The sequence below is a fragment of the Rhizobium sp. SL42 genome, from assembly GCF_021729845.1.
Taxonomy (GTDB): Bacteria; Pseudomonadota; Alphaproteobacteria; order Rhizobiales; family Rhizobiaceae; genus Allorhizobium.
Window position 1 is genome coordinate 1692007 of record NZ_CP063397.1, and the last position, 14693, is coordinate 1706699.

At 63.9% G+C, this 14693-nt stretch carries 12 protein-coding genes; 6 read left to right on the forward strand and 6 right to left on the reverse strand.

The window, feature by feature from the left end:
- Positions 1 to 75 precede the first annotated feature (75 nt).
- Positions 76 to 1206, forward strand: a complete 1131-nt coding sequence (locus IM739_RS07890) for a site-specific DNA-methyltransferase (protein ID WP_237370627.1) — start codon at positions 76 to 78, stop codon at positions 1204 to 1206.
- Between the two features lie 136 nt (positions 1207 to 1342).
- On the opposite strand, the gene IM739_RS07895 is transcribed toward IM739_RS07890, so the two are convergent.
- The 3 genes from IM739_RS07895 to mutY all read right to left on the reverse strand — a co-directional run bounded on the left by IM739_RS07895 (position 1343) and on the right by mutY (position 3630).
- Positions 1343 to 1705 carry a nuclear transport factor 2 family protein gene (locus tag IM739_RS07895; protein WP_237370628.1) on the reverse strand — a complete coding sequence of 121 codons (363 nt, stop codon included), beginning with the start codon at positions 1703 to 1705 and terminating at the stop codon, positions 1343 to 1345.
- Between the two features lie 200 nt (positions 1706 to 1905).
- Positions 1906 to 2520: an HAD family hydrolase gene (locus IM739_RS07900; protein WP_237370629.1), complete on the reverse strand. Its 615-nt coding sequence runs from the start codon at positions 2518 to 2520 to the stop codon at positions 1906 to 1908.
- Between the two features lie 3 nt (positions 2521 to 2523).
- Positions 2524 to 3630, reverse strand: a complete 1107-nt coding sequence (mutY, locus tag IM739_RS07905) for an A/G-specific adenine glycosylase (RefSeq protein ID WP_237370630.1) — start codon at positions 3628 to 3630, stop codon at positions 2524 to 2526.
- A gap of 93 nt (positions 3631 to 3723) precedes the next feature.
- Between mutY and IM739_RS07910 the strand changes: the two genes are divergently transcribed.
- The 4 genes from IM739_RS07910 to IM739_RS07925 all read left to right on the forward strand — a co-directional run bounded on the left by IM739_RS07910 (position 3724) and on the right by IM739_RS07925 (position 9264).
- Positions 3724 to 4218: a DUF721 domain-containing protein gene (locus IM739_RS07910; protein ID WP_237370631.1), complete on the forward strand. Its 495-nt coding sequence runs from the start codon at positions 3724 to 3726 to the stop codon at positions 4216 to 4218.
- Positions 4219 to 4385: 167 nt separating this feature from the next.
- A complete protein-coding gene (locus IM739_RS07915) occupies positions 4386 to 5066 on the forward strand; it encodes a DsbA family protein (protein ID WP_237370632.1) in 681 nt (226 codons plus the stop codon).
- Between the two features lie 315 nt (positions 5067 to 5381).
- Positions 5382 to 8846: a chromosome segregation SMC family protein gene (locus IM739_RS07920; RefSeq protein ID WP_237370633.1), complete on the forward strand. Its 3465-nt coding sequence runs from the start codon at positions 5382 to 5384 to the stop codon at positions 8844 to 8846.
- 1 nt (position 8847) lies between these two features.
- Positions 8848 to 9264: an Ivy family c-type lysozyme inhibitor gene (locus tag IM739_RS07925; RefSeq protein WP_237370634.1), complete on the forward strand. Its 417-nt coding sequence runs from the start codon at positions 8848 to 8850 to the stop codon at positions 9262 to 9264.
- Here IM739_RS07925 and IM739_RS07930 read toward each other — a convergent pair.
- The 3 genes from IM739_RS07930 to IM739_RS07940 all read right to left on the reverse strand — a co-directional run bounded on the left by IM739_RS07930 (position 9225) and on the right by IM739_RS07940 (position 11731).
- A complete protein-coding gene (locus tag IM739_RS07930) occupies positions 9225 to 9374 on the reverse strand; it encodes a hypothetical protein (protein WP_237370635.1) in 150 nt (49 codons plus the stop codon). The two genes, IM739_RS07925 and IM739_RS07930, sit on opposite strands and share 40 nt — an antisense overlap.
- A 29-nt stretch (positions 9375 to 9403) precedes the next feature.
- Positions 9404 to 10570, reverse strand: a complete 1167-nt coding sequence (locus IM739_RS07935; protein ID WP_237370636.1) for an MFS transporter — start codon at positions 10568 to 10570, stop codon at positions 9404 to 9406.
- Between the two features lie 162 nt (positions 10571 to 10732).
- Positions 10733 to 11731 carry a VOC family protein gene (locus tag IM739_RS07940; RefSeq protein WP_237371007.1) on the reverse strand — a complete coding sequence of 333 codons (999 nt, stop codon included), beginning with the start codon at positions 11729 to 11731 and terminating at the stop codon, positions 10733 to 10735.
- 268 nt (positions 11732 to 11999) lie between these two features.
- Here IM739_RS07940 and ppdK point away from each other — a divergent pair, with 268 nt between their 5' ends.
- Positions 12000 to 14666 (forward strand): pyruvate, phosphate dikinase, encoded by a 2667-nt coding sequence (gene ppdK / locus IM739_RS07945; RefSeq protein ID WP_237370637.1) that lies wholly within the window; start codon positions 12000 to 12002, stop codon positions 14664 to 14666.
- The last annotated feature ends 27 nt before the right edge of the window (positions 14667 to 14693 follow it).

The window sequence follows — 14693 nt, forward strand, 5'->3', positions numbered from 1 at the left end:
TCACGCTTCAGTAACCAACTTCGGTAACCATAAGCCTCTATTCCCGTGCTGCGTCAGCGTAAGAGTGAGTAACCGATGGCTTCTGTATTCCCGCTTGCCGAACTCCGCCGTTCGTCCGACCCGCTCGCCTGGGTCGACAGCATCATCAAGGGCGATTGCGTCTCCGCTCTCGAGGCCCTTCCCGACAAATCCGTCGACGTCATCTTCGCCGACCCGCCATACAACCTGCAGCTCGGTGGCGCGCTGCATCGTCCTGACCAGTCGCTCGTCGATGCCTGCGACGACGAATGGGACCAGTTCGCCTCGTTCCAGGCCTATGATGCCTTTACCCGCGCCTGGCTGCTCGCCTGCCGCCGCGTGCTGAAACCGACTGGCACGATCTGGGTCATCGGCTCCTACCACAACATCTTCCGCGTCGGTGCGACCCTGCAGGACCTGAATTTCTGGATCCTCAACGACATCGTCTGGCGCAAGACCAACCCGATGCCGAACTTCAAGGGTCGTCGTTTCCAGAACGCCCATGAGACGATGATCTGGGCTTCGCCGGATCCAAAGGCAAAGGGCTACACCTTCAACTACGATGCGCTGAAGGCGTCGAACGACGACGTGCAGATGCGCTCCGACTGGCTCTTCCCGATCTGCTCTGGCGGCGAGCGCCTGAAGGGCGACGATGGCAAGAAGGTCCATCCGACCCAGAAGCCGGAGGCGCTGCTCGCCCGGATCCTGATGGCCTCGTCGAAGCCGGGCGACATAGTGCTCGATCCCTTCTTCGGTTCCGGCACGACCGGTGCGGTGGCCAAGCGCCTCGGCCGGCATTTCGTCGGTATCGAGCGCGAGCAGGACTATATCGATGCGGCCTCGGCCCGCATCGCCGCCGTCGAACCGCTTGGCAAGATGGAGCTGACGGTTCTGACCGGCAAGAAGGCCGAGCCGCGCGTCGCCTTCAACACGCTGGTTGAATCGGGCCTGATCAAGCCCGGCCAGGTCCTCACGTCGGAGAAGCGCCGCCATTCTGCCATCGTTCGTGCCGATGGTACGCTGGTGTCGGGCGGCGAAGCCGGTTCCATCCATCGCCTCGGCGCAAAGGTCCAGGGCCTTGATGCCTGCAATGGCTGGACGTTCTGGCACTATGAAGACGGCAAGACCCTGCGCCCGATCGACGAATTGCGCACGGTCATCCGCAACGGAATGGCCAGGCTGGACTAACGATCCATCCAGCCTGGTTTTATGACGAACTTTTCCCGGCGGTTTTGTACCTCTAGTCCTGCCGGGGAAAGCCCGACGCCCGGTGTTCGCGCACCGGGCGTCCTTCATTTTGGCGGGCTCGCTGTCCCTTCCCCCGTCAGACCTTGTAGTCGGTGACGTCGACCGAGATGATCTTGCCATCCGCGTTGAAAGTGATCGTTTCCTCGCCGAAACGCACCAGCGGCTCGCCGGTTTCGGCATGCGTCGCCTTCAGCCGCCACACCGCGCGTGCGGCCATCGGCGACACCGCTTCCGTCAGTTCGTCGACCGCCACCTGGTCCGGATAGGTATCGAAATAACGCCGGAACGCCGCCATGATCTCGGCCTTGCCGCTCAGCTGGCCGACCTTGATCGAGCCATAGACGGCGTCGTCGGCGAAGAAATCGTCGATCACGGCAAAGTCGAGATCGTTGATGGCGTGATGAAAACGCTGGGCGGCAGTCACGGGGTCAAAGGTCATGCGGGCTCCTGGCCAGAAAACAGGCTCCCATCTTTGCCGAGCCGACAGCTTCGGACAAGCCGGTCCACATAACCAGATGCATGAAAGATGGGGACGACGGGAAAGCCGGTCGTCCCTCATTCGCAATTCGACCGCTTGCGGTCGAACTGGCGCGGGTTGAGGTCCGCCAACTTCACCCGCGCCAGGATCCCTTCAACGGATCAGACCTTGATCCCGTGGGATGCAAGATCCGTCTTCAGCTGATCTGCACCGGTAAAATGCACCGCCTGCCAGCCGGCCGCACGTGCGCCTTCGACATTCGCATAGCTGTCGTCGATGAAGATCGTCTGGGCGGGATCAAGCCCGAAATCGCGCGCATGCTTGTCGTAGATCGCCACATCCGGCTTGATCAGGCCGATCTCGCCGGACACAGTGACGCCGCGCGGGATGTTGAGGAACGGATACATCTTGCGCGCCTCCGTGAATGTGTCGGCGGCGAAGTTGGTCAGCATGGTGACGTCGCGGCCCGCATCGATCAGCCCAGTCATGATCGCGACGCTGTCGTCATAGGCATGCGGCACCATTTCGGCCCAATTCTGGCGAAAGGCGCGGATCTGTGCTTCCCGTTCCGGATACTGCGTGATCAGCAGTGCTTCGGCCTCGTTCCAGTCGCGGCCGCGATCCTGCTCGAGGTTCCAGTCATGGGTGCAGACATTGGCGAAAAACCACTGGCGTTCGTCGGCATCCGGGATGATGCGCGAATAGGGCAGGTTCGGATCGTAATGGATCAGCACCTTGCCGATGTCGAACACGATATGGCGGATTTCAGCAGGCATGTTTTATTCCTTGGTGTTGGCAAAGGCGGTCGGAATAGCGGCGGCAATTGCTTTTTTCATGACAGTTGGCAGCGCTTGTCCATCAAGTTCGGTGACGGGCACCCAGAAACCGTGATCGCCCGGTGGCGCTACGATCGGCCCGGCCCGGAAGATCGAAAGCCTGAGTTCGAAATGGGTGAAGACATGCGCGATGCTGCCCGCCGCCTGCCAGTCGGCCGGGAAGGGGGCGGCGTCGGTTCCGGTCTCGCCGTCGATGCGCGCCGTCCATGCGGTCGTCGGCACCTCGGTCATGCCGCCGAGCAATCCCGTCTCCACCCGCTTGCGCAACAACAGCTTTCCGTCGCGATCGACCGCGATGAAGGCAGCCCCCCGCCGCACCGGCTTCTCCTTCTTTGCCGCCTTCACCGGAAAGCGTTCCGGTTCGTCGGTGAATAGCGCCAGACAGGCATCGTTGAACGGACAGAGTGCGCAGGCCGGCCGTTTAGGCGTGCAGATGGTGGCGCCGAGATCCATCATCGCCTGGGCAAAATCGCCCGGCCGGTCGGCGGGCGTCATGGCGGCCACCTGCGCCTTCATCTGCGGCTTGGAGCCGGGCAGGGGGGCGTCGATGGCAAAGAGCCGCGAGATGACCCGCTCGACATTACCGTCCATCACCGCCGCCTGGCGGTTGAACGCGATCGCCGCGACCGCAGCCGACGTGTAGTCGCCGATGCCGGGCAGGGCGCGCAGGCGGTCTTCGGTGTCGGGAAACACGCCGCCATGCGTGAAGGCGACGGCCTCGGCGCATTTCTTCAGGTTGCGCGCCCGGGCATAATAGCCAAGCCCCGCCCAGGCGGCCATCACGTCCTCCGTCGGCGCCTGGGCCAGGTCCTCGACCTTCGGCCAGCGGTCAATGAACCTGGCGAAATAAGCCTTCACCGCAGCGACCGTCGTCTGCTGCAGCATCACCTCCGACATCCAGATATGGTAGGGGTTGGGCCGGACGCCGCGCTTGGCCATGGCTGGCGAAATGCGCCAAGGCAGCTCGCGGTGATGGCGGTCATACCAGCCAAGCAGGGCTGCGGCGGTCGGTTGTATTTTGGGAAATTTGGGCAGTGTCGCGCGCTTCATTTGCTGGAATGGGGGTCAATGGCGTATATCTGTGCAAATCGCCCTCATGTTCAAGTCTGTTGAAGGGCGTAAGCGAAGGGATCCCCATTCTCCATGGCACCACGCAAGGGTGTTACCCAGATCGCTGAGATCGCCAATGGCATTATCGACCCGGTGCTCGCTCGCCGCGCCGGCATCAATACGGCTTTGCTCGGTTCTTGGGATGAAATCGCCGGCGACAGTTTTGCCGATTGTACGCGGCCGGAAAAGATCACCTGGCCGCGTCGGGGCGATCTGCCGGAAGAGGGTGGCCACCGCCCGGGCGTTCTTACCATTGCCTGCGAAGGCGCCCGCGCGCTGTTTCTCTCGCATGCCCAGGGCGAACTGATCGCCCGCATCAACGGCTTCTTCGGCTATCCGGCGATTGGCCAGATCCGCATCGTCCAGAAACCGGTTTCCAATGCTGACCGCCATCCGCGACGGCTGCGCAAGCTGGAAGGCGAAAAGGCGCGCCGCCTGGAGGGCATGATGGAGGGCATAGAGAACGAAAACCTGCGCCGCGCCATCGAGCGGCTCGGCACCGGCGTGTTTTCCGCCAAACGCAAATGAACGCCGCAACTGAGCGCGCGCCTCGTACGAACATGGACAAAGTTTAATCGCGGCCGCGCCTAAATGTCACGGAACTTTGATATTTCGGTTCCCGCAGCGCCTTGTTTGCCACCCTTTCGCGTTATATCGGTTGGCCACGTTCAATTCATTCCTAATGGGTAAGAGACATGTCGATTTCTGAACTTTCGATCACCAAGCGTCGTCTTCTGGGCGGTATTGCCGTGGCTACTGCGGGCATGACTTTCGGCGCCGCAACGGCGTCGGCGGTCGACATGCCAACGGCCGACCGTGACATCGACATGGAAGCCGCTTTGAAGCCGGGTACATTGAAGGAAATGGCGCTCGGCGACCCGAATGCTCCGGTCAAGATCATCGAATACATGTCGATGACCTGCCCGCATTGCGCCCATTTCCATGAAACGACCTTCGAGCCGATCAAGACCAAGTATGTCGACACCGGCAAGGTTTATTTCGTGCTGCGCGAATTCCCGTTCCCGCAGGACACCGCATCGCTCGCCGCCTTCATGCTGGCGCGCTGCACGACGGAAGACAAGTTCTTCCCCTTCGTCTCGATGTTCCTGAAGCAGCAGCGCACTTGGGCGGCCCCGGCGGACAACGATGTGCGCGGCGCCATGCTGCAATTGTCGAAACTCGGCGGTTTTACACAGGAGACCTTCGATGCCTGCTTGACGAACGCGAAGCTTGCCGGTGATGTGTCGGCAGTCCGCGATCGCGGCGCTGAGGAATTCGGGGTCCAGTCCACTCCGACCTTCCTGATCAATGGCAAGGCCTATTCGGGGGACATGTCGGTTGACTCCATGTCGGCCCTCATCGACAGCCTGCTCTGACCCGCGTTTCGTCGCCATGACGGGCAGCGGCCGACGCGGTGCGGCCGCGTTTGCGGTCTTGTATTTGCGGGGGCTGGGTGGCCGTGGCTTACCCCCCTCTGTCCTGCCGGACATCTCCCCCACAAGGGGGGAGATCGGCCTGCAGCCAAACCCTTCGCACCCGACAAACCTTTTCGAAGCGGCATCCGCACGACATCTTTTGATGTCCGGCGACATGAATTCTTTCCGATCTCCCCCCGTGTGGGGGAGATGCCCGGCAGGGCAGAGGGGGGCGATCTTGCACGACGCCAGCTGCCTCCATCCGGCGGTGACGGCATGAAATTCAATCGCCTGCGCCTTCTCGGTTTCAAGTCTTTTGTCGAACCCTCAGAATTCGTCATCGAGCGCGGCTTGACCGGCGTCGTCGGCCCGAACGGTTGCGGCAAGTCCAATCTTGTCGAGGCCCTGCGCTGGGTCATGGGCGAGAATTCATACAAGAACATGCGCGCCTCCGGCATGGACGACGTCATCTTCTCCGGCTCCGGCAATCGTCCCGCCCGAAACACAGCGGAAGTGGGTCTCTATCTCGACAATTCCGACCGCACGGCACCGGCCGCCTTCAACGATGCCGACGAGATCCAGATCAGCCGTCGCATCGAACGCGGCCAGGGCTCTGTCTACCGGATCAACGGCAAGGAAGCCCGCGCCAAGGATGTGCAGCTGCTGTTTGCCGATGCCTCGACCGGCGCCCGCTCGCCCTCGATGGTCGGCCAGGGTCGCATCGGCGAGCTGATCGCCGCCAAGCCCCAGGCGCGTCGCCAGCTCCTGGAAGAAGCGGCCGGCATTTCCGGCCTGCATTCGCGCCGCCATGAGGCCGAGCTGCGCCTGCGCGCCGCCGAGACCAATCTCGAGCGACTGGAGGACATCACCGCCCAGCTCGAGACCCAGATCGAAAGCCTCAAGCGCCAGGCCCGCCAGGCCAACCGTTTCAAGATGCTCTCGGCCGAGATACGCAGCCATGAGGCCATGCTGCTGCATATCCGCTGGGCGCAGGCCAAGCAGGCGGAAGGCGAGGCGGAAAGCGCGCTCAATCAGGCGATGTCGATCGTCGCCGAAAAGGCCAATGCCCAGATGGAGGCGGCCAAGACCCAGGCGATCGCCAGCCTGAAACTGCCGGAACTGCGCGAGGAGGAGGCAAAATGCGCCGCCGCCCTGCAGCGCCTGCAGATCGCCAGGTCGCAACTGGATGAGGAGGCTTCCCGCCTTCTGCGTCGCCGCGACGAACTCACCCGCCGCCTAGCCCAGCTCGATGAAGACATCCGCCGCGAAGAGCGCCTGGTTGCGGAAAACGCCGAGGTCATCGAGCGGCTGACCAGCGAGGAAGCCGAGCTCGAGGATATCCTCGCCGATTCTGGCCGTTTCGGCGAAGAAGCGAAGGAAGCATTCGAGGCTGCCGCTGCTGGCCTGGCCGAAAGCGAACGCGCCTTCACCGCGCTGACGGCCGAGCGCGCCGCTGCCGCTGCTGGCCGCAACCAGTTCGAACGGCTGATCCGCGATCTTGCCGACCGCCGCGGCCGCCTGGAGCGTCAGGTCGGCGACGCCGCCCGCGACCTCGAGGAGGTTGCCGCAAAGATCGCCGCGCTTCCCGATCCGGACGAAAAGCGCGAAATGGTCGAGATGGCCGAACAGGCACTGGCCGATGCCGAAAGTGCCGCCATGGAAGCGGAAGCGGCCCTCAACGAGGCGCGTCGCACCGAAGCCATGCTGCGTGCGCCGCTCGATGCCGCCCGCGCCAAGGTCAACGGGCTTGAAACCGAAGCCCGCACCATCACCCGCATGCTGGCCTCGGCCACCACCGGAGACTTTCCGCCCGTCGCCGACGAACTCTCCGTCGATCGCGGTTATGAGACCGCACTGGGTGCTGCCCTCGGCGACGACCTCGAAAGCGCGCTGGATCCATCAGCTCCGGCCCACTGGCATGGCAATGGTGACGGAACCTCCGATCCAGCGCTACCGAGCGGTTGCCAGCTGCTGCTCGCCCATGTGCGTGCACCCGCTACGCTCACCCGTGCGCTGCGCCAGATCGGCGTCGTGGAGGCGGCAGACGCGCTGGCGCTGATGGCGAGGCTTCAGCCCGGCCAGCGCCTCGTCACCCGTGAAGGTGCCGTCTATCGCTGGGATGGCCATGTCACCGGCTCGGAAGCACCGAGTGCGGCGGCCCTGCGCCTTGCCCAGCGCAACCGCCTGGCCGAGATCGAACGCGAGGCTGAGGAAGCGCGCGACGCCATGATCGAAGCGGAAGATCGTCTCGCGGAAGCCGCCGAAAACATTCGTGGCGAGGAAGCCCGACTTGCCGATACCCGCGATCGTCAGCGCTTGACGGTCCGCCAGTTGGCGGAGTCCCGCGACGCGCTGGCTCAGGCCGAGCGCGCCTCCGGCGATCTGATCCGCCGCCGGGAAGTGGTCGCGGAAGCGGTCAACGGCCTCAAGGCGCAGATCGAGGAAGCCCTCGAACAGGAAGAAAACGCCCGCATCGAGATGGAGGAGACGCCGGACCTTTCCGAGCTCGACGCCCGGCTCGCGCAGGCCGAGTCGACTGTCGCCCGCGATCGTGGCCTTGCCGCAGAAGCGCGCGCCCGTTTCGAAGGCCTTGCCCGCGAAGATGACATGCGCCGCCGCCGCGTGCTCGCCATCCAGCAGGAGCGCGCCAGCTGGCAGACCCGCGCCCGAAGCGCCGAGGACCATATCGCCACCCTGCGTGACCGCGAGGCAGAAGCCCGCGACGAGATCATGTCGCTGGAAATGGCGCCCGACGAATTCGAGGACAAGCGCCGCCAACTGATGTCGGCGCTGGAAAAGGCCGAGAAGGAGCGCCGCGACGCCGCCGACCGGCTGGCCGAGGCGGAAACCCGCCAGCGCGAGGCCGACCAGAAGGCTGCGGCAGCACTCGCCGAACTCGCTGAAACCCGCGAAAAGCGCGGCCGCGCCGAAGAGCGCCTCGTCTCGGCCAAGGAATGGCGCAAGGATGCCGAGACCCGCATTGCCGAGGCGCTGAACGTGCCCCCGCATGAGGCTTTCCGCCTGACCGGCCTCAAGGACGCCTCCGAAATCGGCGACCTGCGCGAAGTCGAACGCAATCTCGATCGGCTGAAAATGGAGCGCGAGCGCCTTGGCGCCGTCAACCTGCGCGCTGAGGAAGAACAGAAGGAGCTGTCGGAAAAGCTCACCGCCCTGATCAAGGAGCGCGACGATATCATCGACGCCATCCGCAAGCTGCGTGGCGCGATCCAGAGCCTCAACCGCGAGGGCCGCGAACGCCTGATCGCTGCCTTCGACGTCGTCAACGCCCAGTTCCAGCGGCTGTTCACCCATCTGTTCAACGGCGGCACGGCCGAACTGCAACTGATCGAAAGCGACGATCCGCTCGAAGCCGGCCTCGAAATCCTCGCCCGCCCGCCGGGCAAGAAGCCGCAGACCATGACGCTGCTGTCCGGCGGCGAACAGGCGCTGACCGCAATGGCGCTGATCTTCGCCGTCTTCCTCACCAACCCCGCGCCGATTTGCGTGCTCGACGAAGTCGACGCGCCGCTCGACGACCACAATGTCGAGCGCTACTGCAACCTGATGGACGAAATGGCCGCGTCGACGGAAACCCGTTTCGTCATCATCACTCACAACCCGATCACCATGGCCCGCATGAACCGCCTCTTCGGCGTTACCATGGCCGAGCAGGGTGTGTCTCAGTTGGTGTCGGTTGATCTGCAGACGGCAGAACAGCTGCGCGAGCGGGATCTGGTCTAGCATGAAGGCGACCGTTCCAGCGATACTTGTGGCCATGTTTATGGCCACCTTCGCCAATGCTCAATCACCTGATCCTGGGCTCTCCGGAAATTTCCTGCCCGCCGTGATTGCCTCGTCCGCGCCGCATCGCGAGAGTCTGGTGGCCCTGATCAAGGGTAAGCAGGGACTGCCCTCCTGGGTTCGAAACATGGTCCGGCAGCCGCGTTACGTGGCGCTCGCCTCCAAGCAGGTCGAGGTTGCCGGCAAGCCGATGCAGGTGTTCGAGGCCTGCGAGGCGAAGCGTTGCGAGGAAAGCCGGATCCGGGTGCTCTATTCCGCCGATGGCAAGCGCGCCGTGTTGCGGGCCTCCGATGTGAAGCTGGGCGAAAAGATATTTGGTCAGCCCTCGTCGGGCGAAATGCGGGCCTTGGGCCTGTAGAACGCGTCATCGCGGTCCCAGTGCTGTTCGATGATTTCGGCGGCGCCACCAACCTGGCTTTGGAACGTCAGCGTCGGTGCCAGCGCCCGCCCGTATTCGCCGGCCTGCATTTGTCCCTCTTGCATTCTTCCGGCGGCAGTCAGGCCGCCACGGCTTCGCGCCCGACTGGTGCCGTTTCCGACAGCGCGCGGCTGGCAAAGATCGACGCGAGGATCAGCGGCAGGCAGACGAGATAGGCGTTGCGGATGCCCCATGCCTCGGCGACGAAGCCGAGTAGTGGCGGAGCGAGGAAGAACACGACAAACGCCATCTGCCCCAGCGCCGCGACATTGACCACGGCCGGTCGGTCGCTTCGTTGTGCGGCGGCCGTTACGGCCATCGGATAGACCGCACTGCAGCCGCCGCCCATCAGCGCAAAACCCGCCAGGGCGACATAAGGGCCGGGGGCAAGCCAGACCATGGCAATACCGAGCGCTGCCGTTGCCAGCAAGACCAGCGCCACGCGCCTTGGCCCGTATCGATCGACAACCGGATCGACCAGCAGCCGTGCCAATGCCATGAAGAAGGCAAACAGCGTCAGCCCGGAGCCACTGACGAGGGGTGAGACGTCAAACACGTCGTCCATGTAGATCGCCGACCAGTCGATGCCCGCACCTTCGATCAGGAAGGCGGACGTGCCGATCAGGCAGAGAGGCAAAAGCCCGAGCGTCGGCAGCGCGAAATGCGGCGCTTTCTCGCCGTCCGCCATGGCTGTGACCGGTGCATTTTTCATCCCCGCGATGATGATCGCGGCGACCACGAAGACCACCCCGAGCACCAGATGCAGGTGGAGCTGCATCGAGATGCCGGCCTGTCGGATGACCGAGGCGGTGATTGCGGTGACGAAGAAGCCGAGGCTCCAGCAGCCATGCGCCCTGTTCATGATGCCGAAGCCGATCTGAGCCTCGATCCGGCCGATCTCGACATTCAGCGTGATTTCCAGCGCGCCGGCGAGAAGGCCGATGCAAAACAGCGTGCAGAACACCGCTTGCGCGTTCGGCATCAACGGAATGAGGGACAGCAGTGCCACGATGCCGAGCAGGGAGATTGCCAGCGAAACTTTCGTCCCCAGACGCACCAGCAGCGGCGACGATGCGGTCAGCGAAATCAGCGTGCCGATCGCCATGCCGATCAGCGTCAGCCCGAGTTCGGCCTTGTTGAGCCCGAGGCTCGCCTGCAGGTCCGGCATGCGGGCAAACAATGCCCCGGTCGACATGGCAAACAGGAAAAACGCGAGATAGATACGAAACTGCGGGGGCATCGGCATGACGGGACTCAAATGGTTTGAAACGGGCGTCATGGCAGTGACATCATGCGTCCGCAGTGTCCAGCCGCGATCACGCCCGGACGGTCTCGATCTGCCGGCAATGTGAGCCCGCGCACAGTGTCACGGGCCACTTTCCGCGGCTGAGGGGACAGGGCTTCAGCGCTATGCTTTCACCAGTCGCACCCGCGTGCCCCATGGATCCAGCGCCTCGAAACCGCCGTCTATGTCGCTGACCGCAAAACCCTTGGCGGCAAGCTCCGCCTTTCGGGCGGCAAGGATCGTGTCGTCCTTCGTCTTCAGCGAAAACCAGTCGAGACCGGTCATGCTGTCCTGGCGTTGGCCGGCATCCCGGCTGTCCCAGATATTGGCGCCGACATGGTGGTGGTAGCGTCCGGAAGACATGAATGTCGCGCCGCGCTGGTCGTCGCCCGCAACCACGTCAAGCCCGAGGCCGGTATTGTAGAAACCGCGCGCCGCCTCCAGCGCCCCGACCTTCAGGTGGATATGCCCGATCCTCAAGCCGGCCGGCACCGTCTTGTAGTCGTCGCGATCGGTGCGCGTCTTCGTCTTGATGAAGATGTCGTCGATATCCAGTTCCTTGGTACCCATCGATACCCGGTCGCCGGCCCACAGCCAGCCATCGACGGGCCGGTCGCTATAGACTTCAACGCCATTGCCCTCGGGGTCGGCGAGATAGACGGCCTCGGACACGCTGTGATCGGCAAAGCCGACCAGCGGGAACTGGCTGCGCGCCACATGCACCAGCCAGCGGGCGAGATCGGGTCGCGACGGCATCAGGAAGGCGGTGTGGTAGAGACCGGCCTGGCCGCTGGCCTCCGGTGTCGCGTCGGGACGGCTGAGGATATGCAGGAGCGCCACGCCACCGGCACCGAGCGTCACCTCGTCCTTCGTCTCGGCCAGAAGCTCAAGCCCCAGCATGCCGGTGTAGTAGTCCTTGAGCAAGCCCATGTCGCGGGCCCGCAGGCAGACCGCGCCGACATGCACCGGCCGCGTCAGCGCGAAGAGCGGGGCGGTCGATTGTGCTGCCGTCACGCTTGCCTGGTCTGCGGTCAAGCCTTCCGCCTTGAGCGCGCCTGCCATCGCGCCGGACAGCGTCGCCGTGCCCGCCAGTGTCAAAAGCCGTCGTCTGGTTACATCCATCCGCATGTGTCGCCCCAAAATACATCGCCCCAAAACGTGTCGTTCAGATCCCCCTGGGATCGTGATTCCGATCACGATTTCGCATACACCGGACGCTCTGGTTTCGCCTGTCACGACTGCACCGGCAATCTCACTTTGGCGTGAACCTGTTTATGTTCATTGCCGCAATTATGATGCAATGCAGCATAAACATCTGGGCTTGGCGTTTTCATTCCGTCACATTTGCTGTAAACGATGGAAAAACAAGCCTGTTTGGGTGGAGAGGGCAATGAGGAAGTGGGTTTACACCTTCGGCGGTGGGAAAGCCGAGGGGCGTATGGCCGATGTCGACCATTTGGGCGGCAAGGGCGCCAATCTCGCGGAGATGGCGAGCCTCGGCCTGCCGGTGCCGCCCGGGCTGACCATCGTTTCCGATGCCTGCGGTTTCTACTACAGCAATGCCAAGACCCTGCCGGATGATCTGAAGGCCGAAGTGCTGTCCGGCATCAAGGGGATCGAAGCGATCAGCGGCCGCGGTTTCGGCGATACAAGCCATCCGCTGCTGCTCTCGGTGCGCTCCGGTTCGCGCTCCTCCATGCCCGGCATGATGGATACGGTGCTGAACCTCGGCCTGAACGATCATACTGTCGAGGCGCTCGGCCATCATTCCGGCGACGCCCGTTTTGCCTGGGACAGCTATCGCCGTTTCATCCAGATGTATGGCGATGTCGTCATGGGCCTCGACCACGAGGTCTTTGAGGAAATCCTCGAAGACGAGAAGGGCCGTCTCGGCCACGACCTTGATACTGATCTGTCGGCCGTCGAATGGCAGCATGTCGTCTCGCTCTACAAGGAGACGATCGAGCAGGAACTGAACCAGCCCTTTCCGCAGGATCCGCATGTCCAGCTCTGGGGCGCGATCGGCGCGGTCTTTTCCTCGTGGATGAACCCGCGCGCCGTCACCTATCGCATGCTGCACAACATTCCGCAGGAATGGGGCACGGCGGTCACCGTACAGGCCATGGTCTTCGGCAATCTCGGCTCGGCCTCGGCCACCGGCGTCGCCTTCACCCGCAATCCCTCGACCGGTGCAAAGGAGCTTTACGGCGAGTTTCTCGTCAATGCGCAAGGCGAGGACGTGGTGGCCGGCATCCGCACGCCGCAGTCGATCACCGAGGAGGCCCGCATCGACAGCGGCTCCGACAAGCCGTCGCTCGAAAAGCTGATGCCGGAAGCCTTCGCCGAATTCGGCCGCATCTGCGACCGGCTGGAAGCCCATTACCGCGACATGCAGGATCTCGAATTCACCATCGAGCGCGGCAAGCTCTGGATGCTGCAGGCCCGCTCCGGCAAGCGCACGACAAAGGCGGCGATGAAGATCGCCGTCGACATGGTCGCGGAAGGCCTGATCACCGAGGAAGACGCCGTGCTGCGCATCGAGCCTTCCTCGCTCGACCAGTTGCTGCACCCGACCATCGACCCGCGCGTCCAGCGCCACATCATCGGCTCCGGCCTGCCGGCCTCGCCGGGGGCTGCCACCGGCGAGATCGTCTTTACCGCCGAGGAGGCCGTCGAGGCCGAGACCGAGGGCCGCAAGGTCATTCTCGTTCGCGTCGAGACCAGCCCAGAGGACATTCACGGCATGCATGCCGCCGAAGGCATCCTGACCACCCGCGGCGGCATGACCAGCCATGCGGCGGTGGTCGCCCGCGGCATGGGCATTCCTTGCGTCTCCGGCGCCGGCACCATGCGCGTCGACCTGCGCAACGAACAGCTGATCGGCATGGGCGTGACCCTGAAAAAGGGCGATATCATCACCATCGACGGCTCCGCCGGCCAGGTGCTGAAAGGCGAGGTGCCGATGCTCCAGCCCGAACTGTCGGGCGATTTTGCCCAGCTGATGCAATGGGCCGACCGCACGCGCCGCATGACGGTGCGCACCAATGCCGACACGCCGGGCGATGCCCGCGCCGCCCGCTCCTTCGGCGCGGAAGGCATCGGCCTCTGCCGCACCGAACACATGTTCTTCGAAGGCGACCGCATTCATGTCATGCGCGAGATGATCCTCGCCGAAGACGAGACCGGTCGCCGCACGGCGCTGGAAAAGCTGCTGCCGATGCAGCGCTCGGATTTCACCGAGCTTTTCACCATCATGCACGGCCTGCCGGTGACCATCCGCATGCTTGATCCGCCGCTGCACGAGTTCCTGCCCAAGACTGACGAGGAGATCGACGAAGTCGCCGATGCCATGGGCCTCGAGCCAGGCTTCATGCGCCGCCGCATCGACGCCCTGCACGAGTTCAACCCGATGCTCGGCCATCGCGGCTGCCGGCTTGCCATTTCCTATCCGGAGATCGCCGAGATGCAGGCCCGCGCCATTTTCGAGGCGGCCGTTGCCGCTGCCCGCGACACCGGCGCGCCGGTCGTGCCGGAAATCATGGTGCCGCTGGTCGGCCTGCGCTCCGAGCTCGACTATGTGAAGGCCGTCATCGACCGCGTCGCCCGCGAGGTGATGACCGAGGCAAAGCTCGAGATCTCCTATCTCGTCGGCACGATGATCGAGCTGCCGCGCGCCGCCATCCGCGCCCATATCATCGCCGAGGCCGCCGAATTCTTCTCCTTCGGCACCAATGACCTGACCCAGACCACCTTCGGCATGTCGCGCGACGACGCCGCCGCCTTCATCCCGACCTACCAGAAGAAGGGCATCATCGTGCATGACCCCTTCATCTCGCTGGATTTCGACGGCGTCGGCGAACTGATCCGCATCGCCGCCGAACGCGGCCGCCGGACAAGGCCCGACATGAAGCTCGGCATCTGCGGCGAACACGGCGGCGACCCCGCCTCGATCCATTTCTGCGAGGATGTCGGCCTGGATTACGTCTCGTGTTCCCCGTTCCGCGTGCCGATTGCGAGGCTGTCTGCGGCTCAGGCGGCCATCAAGGCGCGGGGGTGAGGGCGCCAGGCTTGCGCATTTGTAGTT

Excerpts from the sequence above, each read along its gene's own strand:
- IM739_RS07890 (WP_237370627.1), top strand. The coding sequence starts at position 76 with ATGGCTTCTGTATTCCCGCTTGCCGAACTCCGCCGTTCGTCCGACCCG.
- IM739_RS07895 (WP_237370628.1), bottom strand. The coding sequence starts at position 1,705 with ATGACCTTTGACCCCGTGACTGCCGCCCAGCGTTTTCATCACGCCATC.
- IM739_RS07900 (WP_237370629.1), bottom strand. The coding sequence starts at position 2,520 with ATGCCTGCTGAAATCCGCCATATCGTGTTCGACATCGGCAAGGTGCTG.
- mutY (WP_237370630.1), bottom strand. The coding sequence starts at position 3,630 with ATGAAGCGCGCGACACTGCCCAAATTTCCCAAAATACAACCGACCGCC.
- IM739_RS07910 (WP_237370631.1), top strand. The coding sequence starts at position 3,724 with ATGGCACCACGCAAGGGTGTTACCCAGATCGCTGAGATCGCCAATGGC.
- IM739_RS07915 (WP_237370632.1), top strand. The coding sequence starts at position 4,386 with ATGTCGATTTCTGAACTTTCGATCACCAAGCGTCGTCTTCTGGGCGGT.
- IM739_RS07920 (WP_237370633.1), top strand. The coding sequence starts at position 5,382 with ATGAAATTCAATCGCCTGCGCCTTCTCGGTTTCAAGTCTTTTGTCGAA.
- IM739_RS07925 (WP_237370634.1), top strand. The coding sequence starts at position 8,848 with ATGAAGGCGACCGTTCCAGCGATACTTGTGGCCATGTTTATGGCCACC.
- IM739_RS07930 (WP_237370635.1), bottom strand. The coding sequence starts at position 9,374 with ATGCAGGCCGGCGAATACGGGCGGGCGCTGGCACCGACGCTGACGTTC.
- IM739_RS07935 (WP_237370636.1), bottom strand. The coding sequence starts at position 10,570 with ATGCCGATGCCCCCGCAGTTTCGTATCTATCTCGCGTTTTTCCTGTTT.
- IM739_RS07940 (WP_237371007.1), bottom strand. The coding sequence starts at position 11,731 with ATGGATGTAACCAGACGACGGCTTTTGACACTGGCGGGCACGGCGACG.
- ppdK (WP_237370637.1), top strand. The coding sequence starts at position 12,000 with ATGAGGAAGTGGGTTTACACCTTCGGCGGTGGGAAAGCCGAGGGGCGT.